Source organism: Rhizobium sp. Leaf262 (assembly GCF_001422245.1).
GTDB lineage: Bacteria > Pseudomonadota > Alphaproteobacteria > Rhizobiales > Rhizobiaceae > Agrobacterium.
Genome location: NZ_LMMM01000005.1, coordinates 86594 through 105523 on the forward strand (window position 1 = coordinate 86594; position 18930 = coordinate 105523).

The window sequence follows — 18930 nt, forward strand, 5'->3', positions numbered from 1 at the left end:
TTGTTTCGAGATACCCGCAACATATTTTCAGTACGGCAATGAAATTGCTGTCACAGTAGAAAAGGAATGCGAATGCGAGCAGGCTCGCCGTTTTTTATGTGAGTGACGCGTCACGGTGGCTAAACGCGATCAGCAAATACGCTGCGTGCCGCGACAATAAAGACTAATGAAATGTCACGAGAACGCTTCGGCCGACGAAACGCCTCCAGAAAGCGAACCACTAGGACTGGCACGCTCGGCCAACTCTAGACCTCGTCGTCGCCCTTATCCAGCTTGCCTTGATCCAGAGCGCGACTGGCTTTTTCATTCAAGGCAGATGTCAGGTTCTTTTCCGCCTTGGTGCGCCCGAAGGTCAGGCGGTTCTGTTCGGCCTGTTTTTCTTTTTCAGACCGGACCTTCTGCTTGCGAAACTGGCGCAGATTTACGACATCGCCCGTCACGACCATCTCCTCATCTGCGCCACGACATCACTTGTTCTTGCGGAAAGCGTCCAGTGAAACGACCGAGCCGGCCTTCTTTTCCTCGTCGCTTTTCTTGTCCTCGGCCGCCGCAGGTTTACCCTCGGCTGGAACCGGGTAAGCAGTGATCTCTGCTTCCACGGCCTCTTCTTCTTCGGCCAGGGGAACGTCGAACTCCAGTTCGAAATTCACGGATGGATCGTAGAAGCCTCTGATCGCATTGAATGGGACGACGAGCTTTTCAGGCGTATCCGAGAAGGACAGGCCGATCTCGAACTGCGTTTCGGTGACCTTCATATCCCAGAACTGGTGCTGGATGACGATCGTCATCTGCTCGGCATACTTCGCCTTCAGATGCTGCGAAATACGCACACCCGGCGCGCCAGTCAGAAAGGTGATGAAGAAATGATGGTCGCCGGGCAGCCTTGTCGTGGCTGCGACTTCGCTCAATACTTTGCGAATAACGCCGCGAAGGGCATCCTGTGCGAGAATGTCGTAACGGATATGATCCTGCCCCATGCGGTCTGTCTTTCCTTATTCGAACGTCTTTTACCTAAGTATACGCAATGTCTTACATCGCAGCAACGGAAAAGCCCTGCCGCGACCGAGTCATTTCACCTTATAGCGAATTTCCTTGAAGGGGAGAAGGTGGAGGTTTCTGTTGCCAGGTACCTCCGAACCCCGCCTTACGGGGCTAACCGTAAGGACTTAAGTCGGAATTCCCACACCGCCATTAGGCAGCGAGAGCGTATTCCTTAGCGTTGTTGTCATTTGCAACTACACTTGTGACCCGATAACGGCGGTATCATGCCGAGCAAAAGTTCGATCTTTACACCCTTGTCGATCCTATTTCGCCCCCATCAAAAGCTGGCCCTTTCCAAAGAAGCCGCCGGTTTTTGGTGGAGGCGCCGGGTACCGCCCCCGGGTCCAATAGGTTTATTCCATCGACCGTTTATCGCCATAGCCGGATTTGCATCCGGCAAGGGTCATATAGGCGCTTCTTGGCGATGAGAAAAGAGGCTGCATGACATTTCGATGAAGCATTGCGTGCAATTCTTGACCGCGCAGGGAAGTTGACACATTCTGCTTGATAAGCGACATCTAAATCGCGCCGTGCAACACATGGAGGAGAGGACATGACGGACTATCTTGCAGATGTGAAACTTTATGACGCCGGAGCCGATGAGGCAGCGGTCAATAAAATCGTCAAGCACCTTGGCATAGCCTTGCGCAACCGGGACTCGTCTCTCGTCTCCACCTCCGATCCCGAAGAGATGGCGCGGGTGAAAACCAACTGGATCGGCAAGAAGCTCGGTGTCACCGGCCCGGAAGCCGACAAGGCTGTGGAAGAGACCGTGACGGCCATGAAGGCGGACCGCACCAAATCCCGTGTGACCTTTTATTACCTCGTCGCAAAACACCTCGGCAAACTTGAAACACTCTGATTTCTGTGAGTCGACCGACAGATCACTGGCTCCGCCGCCGCAAAAGCATATAATGTGCGTCTTAATGGAATCGGCGGCGGACTGATATGAAGCAATATCTCGACCTTCTTGCGCATGTGATGGAAAAGGGAAGCGATCGCGGCGACCGGACAGGAACCGGCACGCGGTCCGTTTTCGGATATCAGATGCGTTTCGATCTGTCGGAAGGCTTCCCGGTTCTTACCACCAAGAAGCTGCATCTGCGGTCCATAATCCACGAACTGCTGTGGTTCCTGAAGGGTGATACCAATATCGCCTATCTCAAGGACAATGGCGTCTCCATCTGGGACGAGTGGGCGGATGAGAATGGCGATCTCGGCCCTGTCTACGGCGCTCAGTGGCGTTCATGGCCCGCACCGGATGGCCGCAGCATCGACCAGATCGCATTGCTGATCGAAGGCCTCAAGACCAACCCGAATTCCCGTCGCCACATCGTATCGGCCTGGAACCCGGCGCTGGTGGACGATATGGCGCTGCCGCCCTGCCACTGCCTGTTCCAGTTTTATGTCGCGGATGGCAAGCTATCCTGCCAGCTTTACCAACGCTCGGCAGATATTTTCCTGGGTGTTCCCTTCAACATCGCGTCCTACGCGCTGCTGACACTGATGGTGGCGCAGGTCACTGGCCTGAAGCCCGGCGATTTCGTTCATACACTGGGCGACGCCCATATCTACGCCAACCACTTCGAGCAGGCACAGCTGCAGATGAAGCGCACGCCGAAGGCGCTGCCGACCATGCACCTCAATCCGGATGTCAAAAGCCTCTTCGATTTCACGTTCGAGGACTTCACACTGCAGAATTACGAGGCCGACGCGTCCATCAAGGCGCCGATCGCCGTATGACGCAGCCGCGCATCACACTCATCGCCGCTGTGGCTGAAAACGGCGTCATCGGTCGCGATCTCGACATGCCATGGAAACTCTCCACGGACCTGAAGCGCTTCAAGGCTTTAACGATGGGCAAGCCTATGATCATGGGTCGCAAGACGTTCCTGTCGGTGGGGGAACGCCCCCTGCCCGGTCGGCCGCACATCATCGTCAGCCGGAACTCCGACTACAGGCCCGAGGGCGTAGACGTCGTCTCGTCACTGGAAGCAGCCTTGTCGCTTGCCAAAGAAAAGGCGCAAGCACTTGGCGTCGATGAGATTTTCGTGGCTGGCGGCGGTGAAATCTACCGTCAGGCCATGCCCTTCGCCGATCAACTTTCCGTCACCCATGTGGACGTGACGCTGGATGGCGATACTTTTTTCCCGCCGATCGATCTCGCCGTTTTCGAGAAAATCGACGAAACCCCAGTCCCATCAGGGGAAAAGGACAATTACCCGGTCAGATTTACAACCTATCGACGGCATGTTGCCGCCTAGTGAACTATTTACCGTGATTGGGTATTAAGTTACCGCCTCTGCGTTGAAACGCACCGCTCTCCTACTTATAACTGAGGTCACAGTCCCGCCTGACATGTGCAAGCATGTTCGAGAGGGAGCGGGAGAGTTTTTTAGCATAAGAGGTATGGATGCCCTGGAGCAATCAAAATGGCGGCGGCGGCGGCCCGTGGGGTGGCGGCGGTAACGGCGGCAGCGGCGGCGGTGGTGGAAACAACCAGGGTGGCCCCTGGGGTCAGGGACCCAATCGTCCACGCGGCGGCGGTGGCGGCGGCGGCAATGGCGGCCCACCAGACATCGAGGAAATCATCCGTCGCAGTCAGGATCGCTTCAAGAACATCTTTCCAGGCGGCTTCAATGGCGGCGTCGTTGCCGTTCTGGCACTGGTCGTTCTGGCATTCATCGGCATTCAGTCCGTCTATACCGTACGACCGGATGAACTCGGCGTGGAAACCCGCTTCGGAAAGCCGAAGGACACGGTCGCAACCGAAGGCCTTCATATTCTGCTATGGCCGGTCGAATCGGTCGAGATCGTAAAGATCAGACAGCAGCAGTTGAACATCGGTGCACGTTCCAACACCAGCACGACGAGTTCTGCTGCAACGGGCGTCATGCTGACCGGCGACCAGAACATCGTGAATGTTCAGTTCTCCGTTCTCTACACGATCACCGATCCGAAATCCTTCCTGTTCAACGTCGAGTCGCCTGTCGAGACACTTCAGCAGGTTGCCGAAAGCGCCATGCGCGAAATCGTCGGTCGTCGTCCGGCCCAGGATATTTTCCGCGACAATCGCCAGCAAATCGCAACCGAGGTCCAGACGATCATCCAGAGCACGATGGATGGCTATGGCGCGGGCATGGCAATCAACGCCGTCTCCATCGAGGACGCCGCTCCACCACGTGAAGTGGCCGATGCGTTCGACGAAGTTCAGCGTGCCGAACAGGACGAAGATCGTTTCGTTTCTGAAGCAAACCAGTATGCCAACCAGAAACTGGGTGCGGCTCGTGGTCAGGCAGCGCAGATCGTTGAAGAAGCCAACGGTTACAAGAGCCGTGTCGTCAACGAGGCACAGGGTGAAGCCCAGCGCTTCATCTCCATCTACGACCAGTACAGAAGCGCCCCGGATGTCACGCGCCAGCGCATGTTCATCGAAACCATGGAGCAGGTTCTGAAAGGATCGAACAAGATCATTATCGACGAAAAGCAAGGTGTGATGCCTTATCTGCCCTTGAACGAGATCATGCGTAACAATCCGAATGCGGCACCACGGGGAGGCAATTGATATGAACAATCGTCTCATCGCCATTCTGGTCGGCTTCGCAGTCTTACTCTTCTTCGTGTACTCTTCGATGTACATCGTGACGCCGCGCCAGCAGGCCGTCGTCTTGCGGTTCAACCAGATTCACGACGTCAAGAGCGAGCCAGGTATCTACTTCAAGATGCCGTTCCCGTTCATGCAGCTTGACCGCGTGCAATATGTCGAAAACCGCGCTCGTCGCCTTGATTACGAAAACATCCGCGCACAGGTGTCGGGTGGTAAGTTCTACGAAGTCGACGCGTTTCTCGTCTATCGCATCACCGACGCCCGCCGCTTCCTTGCGGCAGCCAGTGGTGATCAAGATCTAGCCGAAGATCAGCTCCGCACGCGCTTCAACTCGTCGCTGCGCCGGGTCTATGGTCTGCGTGGATTTGAAGCCGCCCTGTCTGATGCACGTGCATCGATGATGCAGGAAGTGCGCGACGATCTGCGTCCAGACGCGGAGGCGCTCGGCCTGAGCATCGTCGATGTTCGCATCCGTCGGACCGACCTCAGCCAGGACGTGTCCATCGACACCTTCAAGCGCATGCGGTCCGAGCGTCTGGCGGAAGCCGAGTTGATCCGTGCACGTGGTAATGAAGAGGCACAGCGCCGCCGGGCTATCGCCGACCGTCAGGTCGTCGAGCTTGAATCCGACGCGCAACGCCAGTCAGAAGTTCTGCGTGGTCAGGGCGACGCCGAGCGTAACCGTATCTTCGGCGACGCATTCCAGCGCGACCCGAGCTTCTTCGAGTTCTATCGCTCGATGGGCGCTTATGCTTCGGCTCTGAACGGTAACGGCACGACTCTGGTTCTGTCCCCGGACTCGACCTTCTTCCGTTATTTCAACAACATTCAGGGCACGCCTCCCTTGGCTGCGCCGCAGGCGACCCCGCCTGCCGCTCCCGCCAATTGAGCTGAATGACATGACAAACAAAGGCCGGTGGAAACATCGGCCTTTTGCTTTTCGCCTTCAGGCAACATCCGCAGTTTGATCAGGAATTGCGATTTGCGACGCTTGTGCAGCAGCGACCGCGTCGTGTGTTTTGAATAGTCGTGGATGAGCAAGAGATTTGCGCCCTCTTCACGAAAAGGTATTTATACACTTCATCATTCCGCCTTATGCTTGGCTATTAAGGTTGAGACCCGGTTTGCTAGATGCGAGGACGCTGTATGCCCGTTACCACTCTTTCGCCTTTCCGCAGCAGCATCGCGGCGGTCGCGGGGTTCGCCGTTCTTGCGGGCGGACTGTCGCTGCCCGTCAGTGCAAAGGCGCAGAGCAACGGCCCCGCATCCGTGGCCGATCTGGCCGCACCCCTGTTGGATGCCGTCGTCAACATCTCGACATCGCAGAGCGTGAAGGCCGAGGGCAAAGGTCCTACCCCACCGAAAATTCCCGATGGATCTCCATTCCAGGAATTCTTCAAGGATTACTTCGACAACCAGAAACCGGATAGCGGTGGCAAGGTCAGTTCACTGGGCTCCGGCTTCGTCATCGACCCGGCCGGTTATGTCGTCACCAACAACCACGTCATCGAGGGCGCTGACGACATCGAGGTGATTTTCCCCAACGGCACCAAGCTGAAAGCGAAGCTGGTCGGCACCGATACCAAGACAGATCTTTCGGTGCTGAAGGTGGAGCCGAAGGCACCACTGAAAGCCGTGAAGTTTGGCGATTCCCGCGCCATGCGTATCGGTGACTGGGTCATGGCCGTCGGCAATCCCTTCGGTCTTGGCGGGTCGCTCAGCGTGGGCGTCGTCTCGGCACGCGGCCGAAACATCAATGCCGGACCCTACGACAATTTCATCCAGACCGACGCGGCCATCAACAAGGGCAATTCCGGTGGTCCCCTCTTCAACATGAAGGGTGAGGTCATCGGCATCAACACCGCCATCATCTCGCCTAGCGGGGGCTCGATCGGCATCGGTTTTTCCGTGCCGACAGAGCTTGCGCAGAATATCGTGCAGCAGTTGATCGAGTTCGGGGAGACCCGTCGCGGATGGCTCGGCGTGCGTGTGCAACCGGTGACGGATGATATCGCCAGCAGCCTTGGGATGGACGCAGCTCGTGGCGCGCTGATTTCCGGTGTCGTCAAAGGCGGACCGGTCGAAAACGGTCCGATCCAGCCGGGCGATGTCGTTCTGACCTTCGACGGCAAGGACATTCACGAAATGCGTGATCTGCCTCGCGTCGTTGCCGAAAGCGCCGTAGGCAAGGAAGTCGATGTCGTCATCCTGCGCGACGGCAAAGAACAGACGGTCAAGGTCAAGCTCGGCCAATTGCAGGATAGCGCCGATGAGCAGCAGCCCGGTGCCGGCAGCGACGACGCCATGCCGGAAGACGGTGAAGGCGGCGAGATGGCTGATCCGAAGAACAATGATAGCGACCAGACCGAACAGCAAGCACCTGATCAGCGTGAAGCACCACAAACCGTTCTCGGTATGAATCTCGTCACGCTGACCGACGAACTGCGCGCGGAAAAGAGTATTGCGGAGAGTGTTGAAGGCGTCCTCGTTGCCAGCGTCGAAGCGGGCTCGGTGGCGGAGCAGAAGGGAGTGAAGCCGGGCGACGTCATTGTGGAGGTCGGTCAGGATTTCATGGAAGTCCCTGGAGATGTGATGGTTCGCGTCAACGGGCTGAAATCCGCCGGTCGCAAGAATGCTCACATGATGGTGGCGGATGCGCAGGGCAATCTGCGTTTCGTTGCAGTGCCTCTGGAATAGCTGCCGTCATGGGTGCGGCTCGATCTTCTGCGAGCCTCACCCGACAACCATGCGCGCTTGCGCTGGAACCTCCGCGCGATCAGTGGCGTTATCGAATGCCGGCATTGAAACAGATTCAAAATCAGAAGCTTATTTGAGAAACATCAATCCGGCTGGCAACGTCTTGAATCAGTTTGGAAAGCTAGATATTTTGATCCGCAAGCATTCCACTACCCTCCACGGTCATCGCACCAGCATCTCGCTCGAGGATGCCTTCTGGGACGAATTGCGGACTATCGCGGAAAAACGCAAAATGAGCTTTGCAGCTCTTCTGGCCGAAATAGACGACAACCGACCCGAAGGCAGCAATCTGTCGTCCTCCCTTCGTGTCTATGTGCTGAACTGGCTCAAGAGCGACCAACATCACAAATGATTTGCCCATGCGCTTGCTTATTGCAGCCGTTTTTCTGACGTTTCCCCTTCTGATGGCGGACGTTGCCTGCGCGCGAGACAGGGCCGTCATCGCCGATGTCGACGTGGACATCATCGCCAGTACAAATCAGGGCCCCCGCCCCGCCATCGTCGTCTTGAGCGGCAGCAAGGGGTTCGGATCAACGTCCTACGACGCGATTGCGAACTGGTTTCGTGGTGCGGGAATGGATATCTATCTTGCTCATCTCCTGACTGCGCAGGATTTGCGTCGTATCGCTGAGATGAAGACCGCAGCACAACGCATCAACTACTACAAGCAGCGCCGTCAGAACTGGCTTGATGGTCTCAATTGGCTTTTGGTCGAGCTGAACAGGCGCGAGGTCTATCATGGGCAGATCGGCCTGCTCGGCGTGTCTCTTGGCGCAGAGAACGCCGCCTTGGCTGTGGCAGCGGGATCTTCGGTGGACGCGGTCATACTTGTGGATGGACTGAGTTCCCTACCACCACGTTCATTGTCCTCTAAATCCCCACCGTTCCAACTCATCTGGGGCAGCGACGATGTCGTCTACTCAATCGATTCCGCACAGCACTTCGTGCGGGCGGTCAAAAGCGCCGGGGGTGAGGCATCGCTCTCCATCTTTTCCGGTCCCCACGACTTCTTTCTGAAGCCAGACACCAAGCAGGCGAGCGAATCCTACAAGACGGCAATCGGATTTTTCGGCGAGCGCCTCAAAAAGCGGTGATCTCGTGTCCAACGCTTTGCGTCGTGTGAAGGCGCCAAATCCACTTGAAAATCCGGCGATCCCGACGTCCTGACCAGCCCACATTTGAGAATACATCAAGAGACATCAGGCGTTGACGATGCCACGCTCGGTCACGGCGTGGCAGTACTGCCGGGTGAAAACTGACGGATCACCTCTTCTGTCGGCGGCACGGTGAGAACAGACCCCGACTGGGGCTTGGGCGCTGTATCCTGTTGGCGCTGCAATCGTTCCTGCGCAGCTTTTTCCGCCTCCAGCCGTTCCTGGGCTATGGCCCGAAGACGCTCTTCCTCCTTCTTGCGCGTCTCTTCCGCTTCCTTGGCGCGCTCCATTGCGGCTTGTCGCTCCGTGGCCTGAAAACGATAAAGCGCGATTTCGCGACGCAGGCGCTGCTTCTCCATCACGCTAGCCTGCAACGCTTCGACACGCCGCCGCTCACGTTCGAATGCACGAAGAGAGAGGTAACCCGTCAGCCCGGAGACGTCAGTGGTCAAGGCAGGCTGTGCCAGAGGTCCCGTGTAATTCAGGCGGATAGATGGCTCGGCACCCGCCATCTCCTCCATCCCGGCATCGAACAGCAGGTCGATACCACCCGTCATCGTCATATTTGCAAGGTCGAGTGATAGATCGCCGCCAAAGGACAGTTGCGGCGTGGACGCAGCAATGTTCTTCATCGAAAGAGTACCGTCGCTGAGCGTGAACGGCATGGCCACTTCACCAAGCGGAATTTCGCCCTGCCAGAGATGCGCATCCACGAGCGGGCGCACCTTTGCAGCGTCGATAGTGCCCTGAAGATCGTTGGCAGCATTCAGCCACGGCTGGAAAGCGGCCTGGTTCAAACCACGCAGCACGAGACCGCCGGTCCGGATTTCCCCGGAACCACCTGCTGAAGACAGAAGCTCGGCCACGCTCTTGCCGGTGGATTCTGCGGTGAAGTCCAGAGCGAAACGGCCAGCCGCGACTGGCTTGCCTGCACTCTTCCACATCACCGAGTCCGGATTTGCGCCCGACACCGCGATTTTCGTCCGGAAAATTCCAGCGCCATCGCCCGTTGCCAAGGCCAGTCGTCCAGAAACCTTCCCACCCATCCAGTCACCGGTCATGTCGTCCAGCGACATCGTGCCATTGGCGTGGTTGAGCGCAAAAGAAAGCCCCGTGACGGTGCCGAAGGCGCCCGTGTCAAAATTGGCCGCCTTCACGGCAACGGACGCTTCAAGCTTCGGAAAGGCCGGAAGAGAGACAGGCTTTGCGCTCAACGCGCCGGTCTCAGGATCGATGACCGGGCCGTACATGGTGTCGCCCAGCCACGTCAGGTCGACATTATTGACAGCGAGATCGCCGGTTACCTTGTAGGGAGTGGCCTTCATGACCGACAAAGTGCCGGAGAAACCGTTACCGCCTGCCTGCCCGGATAGGTTTGATAGCGTCGCCTTGTCCTTGTCGGACGCCAGCTTTGCTGTCGCCTTTGTGGACATGCCGCCACCCAGCTGCGGTAGACCCACGGCGTTCATGATCAGATAGGGCTCGATATCCGCACTCTCCAGCGAAATATCGGCGGTGCCTTCTGCAAAACTGTCCGGCTTCAGCGAGAAGCTGCCATTGGCCGAAAAATGAGTGCGCTCCGTGGAGAAACGGAAATCGGTCTGCACCGGCGAGCCGAGCGATCCATTCAATTTGACCGACAGCAGTCCTTCGCCATCAGCGTCGAACGGCAGCGGGTCAAGGCCAGCCTGACCGAAGAGGATCGCCGTTGACTGGTTCTTGAGTACGGCTTCTAGTGTCAACGCCGTATCGTCGCCGTCCGACAAGACGTCAGGCAACTTGGCCACCGCAGAAACGCGGCTGCCGTTGATGGTGCCTGAAACGGCAGCATTGGCCCCGCCATTGTTCTTGTCCACCGACAGATCGACTGCGATATCGGAATTGGCATACCAAGGCGCGCTCTTCACCAGCCTGTCGACCAGAGGATGATGTGGCAGCTTCTGGCGTAAAAGATCCAGTAGCGGCTGCATGTCCGCCGCATGAAGGTTGACCGTGCCCTTGCCCGCAAAATCCGTCGAGGAACCCTTCAACTGACCTTTGGCCCGAACTTCGGCTCCGGCTATGTCGCCCGCATTCATCATGTCGAGGGACAGCACCCCACCGGCGGTGGTAAAGGCGGTTTCCACGCGATTAGCGGTGACGCCTGCCATGTTGATGCGGTCTGCCTTGAACTTGGCGTTGATACGGTGATCCAGAACGGAGCTTCCAACCTGATCTCCAAGAACGAGACCGCCGAGCGCCCTCAACGCATCGAGGTCGATCTCATCGCCAGCGAGGTCGATATCGATACTGGCGGTTTTGTCTTCCGCCTGCCGTTCGATCCGTCCCTTCAGCGACGCCTGCCCGATGGCCAGTTCAAGGTTCTCGAAACGCTGGGACTGCGTGGTAAGCGACACCGTCGAGGAAAAACCGGCCGCATTCAACTGACGAATGGCCGGATCGACGCTACCGGAAAGCCAGTTGGCCAGACCCGAAGGCTGGTTGGAGGCTACCAGCAGATCGCCGTTGAAGGCAGGCCCGCCGGTCAAAGTGAGAGAGCCCTTGGCCTCCAGCTGGGTGCGCCCCGGCAACACGGCCACGGCATTTTCCACCTGCCAGCCAGCGCCGTTGGGGCGCACATCCAGCCTGATGTCGCGGATCGTCGTGTCATCGGAAACCAACGCCGGAAGCCGGATACTCGCCTTGCCGGGCACCTGTGGCACGGGTATGCGAGCGATCAAGCTGGCAAAGGATTCGATGCGCTGGCGCACGGGCACAGTGGGCGTGCGCGATGTCTTGCCTGTCTGCACCGGCGCGGGCGCAAAGCGGTTGAAGTCGATCTGCTGGCCATCGGCCGTCAACAGAAACTCCGGTGCTGTACCGGTGTCGAGCGTCGCTTCCCCGGTGATGACGTAGGGATTTTCGGTGCCACCCAGCTCCATGCGATAGCTTGGCACCCTCACACGCCCATTGGTCAGCTCGAAGCTGCCACGGGTGCGCGGCGCAGAAAACACGGCCTGTGCATTCTGCTGCTTTTGCTTGTCGTCCTGACGGAAATTGAAGGTAAAGGAGCCGCTATAGATAGGCCTGCCGCCGGTTGCGGCAATCGCGCCATCCAGATCGATTTCAACGGGATGCTCGTCAGGCAGCATCCGCAGGCGCAGACCCATCCGCCCCCCATTCGCATCCGGTTCGCTGCTCGACAAGGAGAACGAGCCCGCATGACCGTCCACTGCCGCCCGTCCATCCGCGCGCCATGGACCCGCAAGTGACTTTGCCGACATATCGGCGCTCAGGCCGGTCACAGTCCGGTTTCGCCCGGACTGCTCGTCGATGAACTCGATCTGCCCACCTTCTATGGAGACATTTTCCAGCACGACGGTTTTCGCGGGAATGACGGCGCGGCTTCCGCGTGTCCAGTCCAGCGTCCCGTCTTTCAGCAGGCGGATTCGGGCCTTCGGCTCCTCGATCCGCATATCGAAGATGCGTGCCTCTCCAGAGAGAAAGGGCGCTAGCTCGGCATCCATGGAGAAGCGTGCGACCTGGATCTGAGGCGATCCATCGGCATCCATGCCAGCGCGGACATCATGAAGCGTGACCGACGGAAACGGCAGCAGACGCGCCTCGACGCGACCATGTACGACGACCTTCTTGCCGAGAATACGGCTTGCCTGATCCTCGAAATCGCGACGGAAGTCGGTCCAATCGATGAAATAGGGGATGAAGAGCGCCGCAAACAGCGCCACGACGACCAGTCCGCCCAGAAAAACCAATATGCGTCCGAGCACGACCCGACGTCTCCCTTAACTGACGATGAAAGTTAACTTTTTTTGCTGCCAGAGCAAGCACGATTTCATCATCTCCAATGCTGCTCATACAGCATCGATGCGAAAAACCTTACCAGGATTAAAGATATTATCCGGATCAAGTGACCGCTTGATGGCAATCATCAGATCCAAGGCATTTCCCGCCTCTTCCGCCAGGAAGCTCATCTTCCCCTGCCCTATGCCGTGTTCGCCGGTGCAGGTACCATCCATGGCAATAGCCCTTCTGTTCAGCCGGGCCACGAAAGCCTCCGTATCGGCGACGCTCTTCGCATCCTTGCCATCAAACAGCGCGAGAACGTGGAAGTTCCCGTCACCCGCATGACCGACGATCGGTGCGAGCATGGCATTGTCGAGAATATCCTGCTGCGTTTCTGTCACGCATTCGGCAAAACGCGAAATCGGCACGCAAACATCCGTTGAAAGAACATCCAGATGCGGAGCCAGCGCCTTGGACGCCCAATAGGCATCATGGCGCGCCTTCCACAGCTTTGCGCGTTCCTGCGCGTCATTGGTCCAGCGAAACTCGCTGCCACCACACTCCGCAACGATCTCGCCAAACTGCTGCGACTGCAAGGCAGTCGTTTCTTCCGAGCCATGGAATTCCAGAAACAGCGTTGGCTTTTCCTCGTAGGAAAGACCGGAATAGGCATTGCATGCCCTGATTTGAACTTCATCCAGAAGCTCGATGCGCGCCACGGGAACACCCATCTGCACCGTCATGATGACTGCGTCGCAAGCAGCCTTGATCGTGTCGAACGTGCATACGCCACCGGCGATCTTCTCTGGAATACCCTGCAGACGCAAGGTGATCGAGGTGATGACACCCAGCGTGCCCTCCGCTCCGACAAACAACCGGGTGAGATCGTAACCGGCAGACGACTTGCGGGCGCGTCGACCCGTGCGGACCTCTTCTCCATTTGCGGTGACCACGGTCAGCGCCAGGACATTATCCTTCATCGTGCCGTAACGCACGGCATTGGTACCGGAGGCACGGGTGGACGCCATGCCGCCAATGGAGGCGTTCGCGCCGGGATCGATAGGGAAAAACAGGCCGGTGTCGCGCAGATAGGTGTTGAGCTGTTCGCGCGTGACGCCCGGCTCCACCGTCACATCGAGGTCTTCGGCATTGACGGAGAGAATGCGGTTCATACGGGAAAAATCGATGGAGATGCCCCCGCTTGGCGCATTGACCTGCCCCTCAAGCGAAGATCCCACACCAAATGGGATGACGGGCACCTTGTGCTGGGCACAGGCCTTCACCACGGCTTGCACGTCCTGAACGCTTTCGGCAAACACGACGCCATCGGGGCGTTGCGTGGTCAGATAGGTCGTGGTGTGGGCGTGCTGTTCCCGAAAGGACTGGCCGGTCTGAAGCTTGTCGCCAAGCTGCTGTTTCAGGACGTCCAGAACGGCAACGATGCCCGCTTCGTTTCTCGATCCCGCGACCACATCCTTCAACGCCATGATTTTCTCCACTACAATGCAAAACCGGACTCACCTTGGAAGGCAAGCCCGGCTGGTATGTGACACGACCTTGTGTTTGTCCAGCACTGCCATTTCCAGAATGACGTGCGGCTTAGCACGTTATTCCGCAGCCAGCAGCGGTTTGTCTTCCTCGATGGCACGGCGGCGAATGGCCGTTTCCAGCTCCCGATGAAGACGCACATCCGCATCGGCCTGTGGCTTGGCAAAGCGGGCAATCAGCAAGTAGGAAACCGGCGTGATGTAAAGCGTGACAAGCGTCGCAAAGCCCAGACCGCCGACGATGACCCAGCCAAGCGCAATACGGGCTTCCGCCCCGGCACCCTGCGCCAGAACCAGCGGCACGCCGCCCAGAATGGTCGCGATCATGGTCATCATGACAGGGCGCAGGCGAATGCTGCACGCCTTTTCGATGGCCTCACGCACCGTGGCACCCTGATCACGCAGGTGGTTGGCAAATTCCACGATCAGAATACCGTTCTTCGCCATCACGCCGACCAGAAGCACAAGGCCGATCTGGCTATAGACGTTCAGGCTGGAGCCGGTCACCAACAGAGCAATGACCGCGCAGGCCAGACCCAACGGCACCGTCGACATGATGATGACGGAACTCAGCACGCTTTCGAACTGCGCTGCCAGCACAAGGAAGATGATGGCAATGGCAAAGCCAAAGGTCAGCACCATGCCGCTTGAATTTTCCTGCAACGTCGCCGCTTCACCCAGAGGCAAAAGACGTGCGCCCGATGGCATGATGGTACCCGCCAGCTCATTGACCTTGGCCACGGCATCGCCCAGCGACACGCCTTCCTTGAGGTTGGCGGTGAAACCGACGGATGGCAGCTGCTGCTCGCGATTGAGCTGCGGCGCCACGGCTGTTTCTTTCAGGGAGGCGATGACCGACATCGGCACCATCCGACCGTCTTTCGCCTTCAGGAAAATGTTTTCAAGATCGGTCGGGTCATTGATGGGCCGTGTGGACGAAAGAAGCCGAACTGGAATGGCATCGCCTTCCACAAACACATCCACGATGGAACGGCCTTCCAGCAACGACTGCATCGCATGCGAGAGTCCGGTAATATCGATGCCGAGATCCGACGCCCTTTCGCGGTCGATCGAAACGGACAATTGCGCCTGGTTCGGCTCGTTGTCGAAGCGTGGCGTGTCAAACAGGCCGCTTTCTTCCATTGCCAGCAGAAGCTTCTGCGTGGATTCCGTCAGCGCCTGATAGTTGCTGCCGATCATCGCCATGCTGAGACCGTTGCCAGCACCGCGAATACGAAGACTGTTCGGTTGGGACGCCGTTGCTCGAAGGCCCGGCACCGTCTGCGCGGCTGCATTGATGTCTTGCGCAATCTGGTTCTGGGTCCGCTCTCGATCCGCCCAAGGTGCCAGCGTGATAACCACGAAGCCGGTATTGGAAGAACCGTTCATGCCCGTAATGGAGTAAATATTCTGGATCTCGCCGCTGTCGCGCAGCGGCTGCAGATTCTCTTCAATGCGCTGCAATTGGTCACGCGTATATTCAAGGCTCACGCCCTGCGGCGCCGTCACCCGCATCATCACAGAGGAGCGGTCTTCGCGCGGTGTCAGCTCATTCTGCACCATGCCGAAGGCAATCCACGACACACCTGCAAAGGCGGCAGCGACGATGACGACGAGCAGCGGGTTATTAAGGCAGGCAGACAGCGTAGTCTTATAAGTGGAAGCGAACAGGTTGCCGAACCACGCCAGTGGGCCGGTCTGCTCCTTGACACCGTTTTTCAGCATACGCGATGCCAGCATGGGGCAGAGCGTCAGTGCCACGACCGAGGACAGGCCAACCGCAAAAGCCAACACGAAACCAAACTCGCGGAACAAGCCACCCAACTGGCCGGGCAGGAAGGACAGCGGAATAAAGACGGCAGCAAGCGTTGCCGTCGTCGCGATAACCGCGAAGAACACCTCCTGCGTGCCGAGAACGGCAGCGGCGCGTGGTCCCATGCCCTCGGCGCGGCGTCGCACGATGTTTTCCAGCACAACGATGGCGTCATCCACCACGAGACCCGTGGCCAGAACGATGGCGAGCAGCGTCAGGATATTGATCGAGAAGCCGACCATATAGATCGCTACGATCGTGCCGATCAGCGCAACCGGCATGGTAATCGCGGGAATGAGCGTCGCCCGCCAGTCGCGGAAGAAGAGGTAAAGCACCACGACAACGATGAGCGCGGACAGCCCCAGTGCAAGCTGCACCTCGTGCAACGCGCCCTCGATGAACACGGCATCGTCGCTGGTAATGATGATACGGGTATTTTCCGGCAGGTTCGGCACCATGGCCGCAACGGCAGCCTTCACGCCCGTCGAGATATTGAGCGTATTCGACTGCGCCTGACGGATGACGCCAAGACCGACGCCCTGCACGCCATTCGAGCGCAGCGAGGTGGTCTCGTCATCCGCACCCAGCATGACGCTGGCGACATCGCGAAGACGGACGCGGTCCTTGACGATGAGATTTTCGAATTCGGCCGGCGTCGTCAGGCTGGCGGTGGCGCGCACGACGATATCCTGCGTCGAGCTTTTGAGAGAACCCGCCGGAACGTCGAGTGCTGCCGTGCCGAGCGCATTGGAAACATCCGTCACCGTCAGCCCGCGGCTAGCGAGTGCACCTTGGTCGAGATCGATGCGGAAGACTTTTTCCTGGTCACCGTAAAGCTCGACGTCTGCCACACCGTCCACGGCAGCCAGACGGTCGATAATTTCGTCATCGACCAGCTTGGTCAAATCTTCCATGCTGAGGCTGGAAGAGGTGACGGCCAGACGCATGATCGGCTGGCTGTCGGAATCCGCCTTGATGATCTGCGGTTCATCGGCATCGTCGGGCATCTGGTTGGCAATACGACCGATCGCGTCACGCACGTCATTGGACGCAACGGCGATGTCGACATTGTCGTTGAACTCCATCGTCACGCGGCTCGTACCGAACTGCGATGCAGACGAAATGGATTTGACGCCGCTGACACGGGCGACTGCACCCTCGATGGTCTGCGTCACTTCCTGATCGATGGTCTGAGGAGATGCACCGTCATAGGTGGTGCGCACCGAAATAACCGGACGGTCCACATCCGGCAACTCGCGCACGTCTACGCCAACCAGAGCGGCAAGACCTGCAACAACCAGAAGCGTATTGATGACTGCGGCAAGGATGGGGCGACGCACGAACAGTGCCGTGAACGCCAGCTTGGAATCGGTCCCCGTCGGAGGCGTCTGTGCGCTCATCGGCTTGCGACCTCCGGTGCCTTCGGGGGAACAGTGCCGCGAACAGCGCCGCCTTCACGCACGCGCTGCAAACCTTCGATCACCACATTGTCGCCCTGCGCCAGTTCGGCTTTTACAAGCACGGAATCGGGATTGCGCTGAATGACCTGCACACGAACCTTGTGAGATTTGTCTTCCTTCACCCGCCAGACATAGGAGCCCTCGGCATCCCACTGTACGGCGAGTGGATCGACGGAGGGGTAATCCTCTCCGGTGAAGCCCATTGTCACCGCAAAGGACATGCCTGCACGCAATTCGTCTTTTGCGTTGTCGAAAACGGCACGCACGCGCACCGTGCGGCTTGCTTCGTCCACGCGGTTGTCCACCGCCTCGACCTTGCCTTTGAACGTTTCGCCCGGACGCGAAATCGAGGTTGCCTCTACCGGCATTCCCAATTTGATGGCCGTGGTGAAGCGCTCCGGCGCCCAGAAATTGACGAGTATCTTGGAACGGTCGTCGATGCTGACAATACTGGTTTGCGTCGTGGCGTTGTCGCCGATATTGATGGCGACGATGCCAGTGATGCCATTGATCGGCGCAACGATATCACGACGTTTCAGGTTAAGTTCAGCCGTGCTGAGCGCAAGCTTTGCCGCCTCTTCCGCGATCTGTGCATCGAGAACGTCCAGCCGCGCAACAGATCGCAGGTTTTTGTAGGAGCTGGATTTCTCGACGGCGCTTTTCAGAGAGACCTGCGCCTTCTCGCGCTCTATGAGCTGTTCGTCGTCATCCAGGCGCGCGAGCACATCGCCCTTCTTCACGCTTTGACCGGACGAGACCAGAATTTCGGAAATCAGTCCCGACGCCTGCGGCGTGACGACGACGGACTGGATGGCTTCGCCGTTGCCGATTGCGTTCATGCGGTCATTGACGATGCCCTGCTTGACAGGTGCAGTGACCACCAGCGTGGCATTGCTACCGCGCCCGCCGCCCTGTCCACGCGCTGAGCCGCCCGCACCGCCCGCTGCTGCGGTCTGGGCGGCTGGCTGCTCGGCGCTGACGATGCCAATCTTGGCGAGCGCTGTTCTGCCGCTTTGGGAATTGAACGCCCAAACACAAGCGCCAGCACCCAAAACAGCCAGACTGAGACCAACCTGCTTCCAAACCCGCATACAATTCTCCGACTTGATGTCCCCGACCGCCATGCCAAGCAAAAAGCGGTACAAAATCTTATGGCAGTATCTTTGCTTGCCCTAAACAACGCAACGCACAAATCCGTTTCTTACATAATTGTAATTTGCGACGTTTTTCTGAATTGCGCGCAATATATCGTCTGACAATAATACCGACTGTACACCGATGCCGTCAGCGCGCACAATCCTCAACCTCATCTCAACCTGCCGAGGAGGACGCGCAATGAGTACCGTTTCGAAAGACCGGAACCCCGAGGCCGATCCGAGGGTCAAAGCGGTGTTCGATGACATCCGCATGACGCGAAAATCCGATTTCATCAACAATATGTGGCTCTATCTCGCCTTCGATCCTGACCTTCTGGAAAAGACCTGGGCAGAGGTCAAAGCCGTGATGGCCACGCCTTCGGCGCTTGATCCCGTGGTGAAGGAAATGCTGTATATCGCCGTCTCCGTCACAAATGGCTGCTCCTACTGTGCCCACTCTCACACCGCCGCCGCAAAAGCCAAGGGCATGACGGCAGAGCAGCATGCAGATCTTTTGCGTGTGATATCTCTTGCCGCCAAAACCAACCAGCTTGCCACCGCGCTGCAACTTCCCGTCGATGCTGCATTCGATGCGGACGCGACGCCAGCGTGAAAATGCCTTGGAATAGGCG

15 protein-coding genes and 1 other RNA gene are annotated in these 18930 nt (G+C 58.2%); 9 read left to right on the plus strand and 7 right to left on the minus strand.

Annotated features, from left to right (window positions below; genetic code table 11):
- Positions 1–245: 245 nt before the first annotated feature.
- From ASF29_RS07530 to ssrA, 3 genes are all read right to left on the minus strand, one after another.
- Complete coding sequence (locus ASF29_RS07530) at positions 246–440, minus strand: DUF4169 family protein (RefSeq protein ID WP_156462568.1); 195 nt, start codon at positions 438–440, stop codon at positions 246–248.
- A 27-nt stretch (positions 441–467) separates the two neighbouring features.
- The gene (locus ASF29_RS07535) at positions 468–977 is read right to left on the minus strand and encodes an SspB family protein (RefSeq protein WP_062450037.1); all 510 of its coding nucleotides are present in this window, start codon (positions 975–977) and stop codon (positions 468–470) included.
- 128 nt (positions 978–1105) lie between these two features.
- Positions 1106–1478, minus strand: a transfer-messenger RNA (tmRNA) gene (ssrA, locus tag ASF29_RS07540).
- Between the two features lie 116 nt (positions 1479–1594).
- Between ssrA and ASF29_RS07545 the strand changes: the two genes are divergently transcribed.
- The 8 genes from ASF29_RS07545 to ASF29_RS07580 all read left to right on the plus strand — a co-directional run bounded on the left by ASF29_RS07545 (position 1595) and on the right by ASF29_RS07580 (position 8499).
- Positions 1595–1903, plus strand: coding sequence for a DUF2853 family protein (locus ASF29_RS07545; protein ID WP_062450038.1), 309 nt, complete (start codon positions 1595–1597; stop codon positions 1901–1903).
- 86 nt (positions 1904–1989) lie between these two features.
- Entirely contained in the window at positions 1990–2784 is a 795-nt protein-coding gene (locus ASF29_RS07550) for a thymidylate synthase (RefSeq protein ID WP_062450039.1), read from the plus strand.
- Positions 2781–3305, plus strand: a complete 525-nt coding sequence (locus ASF29_RS07555) for a dihydrofolate reductase (RefSeq protein WP_062450040.1) — start codon at positions 2781–2783, stop codon at positions 3303–3305. The genes ASF29_RS07550 and ASF29_RS07555 overlap by 4 nt, the downstream gene beginning before the upstream one ends.
- A gap of 149 nt (positions 3306–3454) precedes the next feature.
- Positions 3455–4606 carry an FtsH protease activity modulator HflK gene (gene hflK, locus ASF29_RS07560; protein WP_062450041.1) on the plus strand — a complete coding sequence of 384 codons (1152 nt, stop codon included), beginning with the start codon at positions 3455–3457 and terminating at the stop codon, positions 4604–4606.
- A gap of 1 nt (position 4607) precedes the next feature.
- Positions 4608–5537, plus strand: coding sequence for a protease modulator HflC (locus ASF29_RS07565; RefSeq protein WP_062450043.1), 930 nt, complete (start codon positions 4608–4610; stop codon positions 5535–5537).
- Positions 5538–5794: 257 nt separating this feature from the next.
- Positions 5795–7345 (plus strand): Do family serine endopeptidase, encoded by a 1551-nt coding sequence (locus ASF29_RS07570; RefSeq protein ID WP_062450045.1) that lies wholly within the window; start codon positions 5795–5797, stop codon positions 7343–7345.
- 190 nt (positions 7346–7535) lie between these two features.
- Entirely contained in the window at positions 7536–7757 is a 222-nt protein-coding gene (locus ASF29_RS07575; RefSeq protein ID WP_062450161.1) for a ribbon-helix-helix domain-containing protein, read from the plus strand.
- A gap of 7 nt (positions 7758–7764) precedes the next feature.
- Complete coding sequence (locus ASF29_RS07580) at positions 7765–8499, plus strand: dienelactone hydrolase family protein (RefSeq protein WP_062450046.1); 735 nt, start codon at positions 7765–7767, stop codon at positions 8497–8499.
- Between the two features lie 131 nt (positions 8500–8630).
- Here the strand turns inward: ASF29_RS07580 and ASF29_RS07585 are convergent, their stop codons facing one another.
- The 4 genes from ASF29_RS07585 to ASF29_RS07600 all read right to left on the minus strand — a co-directional run bounded on the left by ASF29_RS07585 (position 8631) and on the right by ASF29_RS07600 (position 18253).
- Positions 8631–12326: an AsmA family protein gene (locus ASF29_RS07585; protein WP_062450048.1), complete on the minus strand. Its 3696-nt coding sequence runs from the start codon at positions 12324–12326 to the stop codon at positions 8631–8633.
- A gap of 84 nt (positions 12327–12410) precedes the next feature.
- Positions 12411–13829 carry an FAD-linked oxidase C-terminal domain-containing protein gene (locus tag ASF29_RS07590; protein ID WP_062450049.1) on the minus strand — a complete coding sequence of 473 codons (1419 nt, stop codon included), beginning with the start codon at positions 13827–13829 and terminating at the stop codon, positions 12411–12413.
- A 120-nt stretch (positions 13830–13949) separates the two neighbouring features.
- On the minus strand, positions 13950–17102 hold the full coding sequence (locus tag ASF29_RS07595; RefSeq protein ID WP_062450050.1) for an efflux RND transporter permease subunit: 3153 nt from the start codon (positions 17100–17102) through the stop codon (positions 13950–13952).
- A complete protein-coding gene (locus ASF29_RS07600) occupies positions 17099–18253 on the minus strand; it encodes an efflux RND transporter periplasmic adaptor subunit (RefSeq protein ID WP_062450052.1) in 1155 nt (384 codons plus the stop codon). Before ASF29_RS07600 ends, ASF29_RS07595 begins: the two co-directional genes overlap by 4 nt.
- Before the next feature lie 244 nt (positions 18254–18497).
- On the opposite strand from ASF29_RS07600, the gene ASF29_RS07605 reads away from it, so the two are divergent.
- Positions 18498–18911: a carboxymuconolactone decarboxylase family protein gene (locus tag ASF29_RS07605; RefSeq protein ID WP_062450054.1), complete on the plus strand. Its 414-nt coding sequence runs from the start codon at positions 18498–18500 to the stop codon at positions 18909–18911.
- Positions 18912–18930 lie beyond the last annotated feature (19 nt).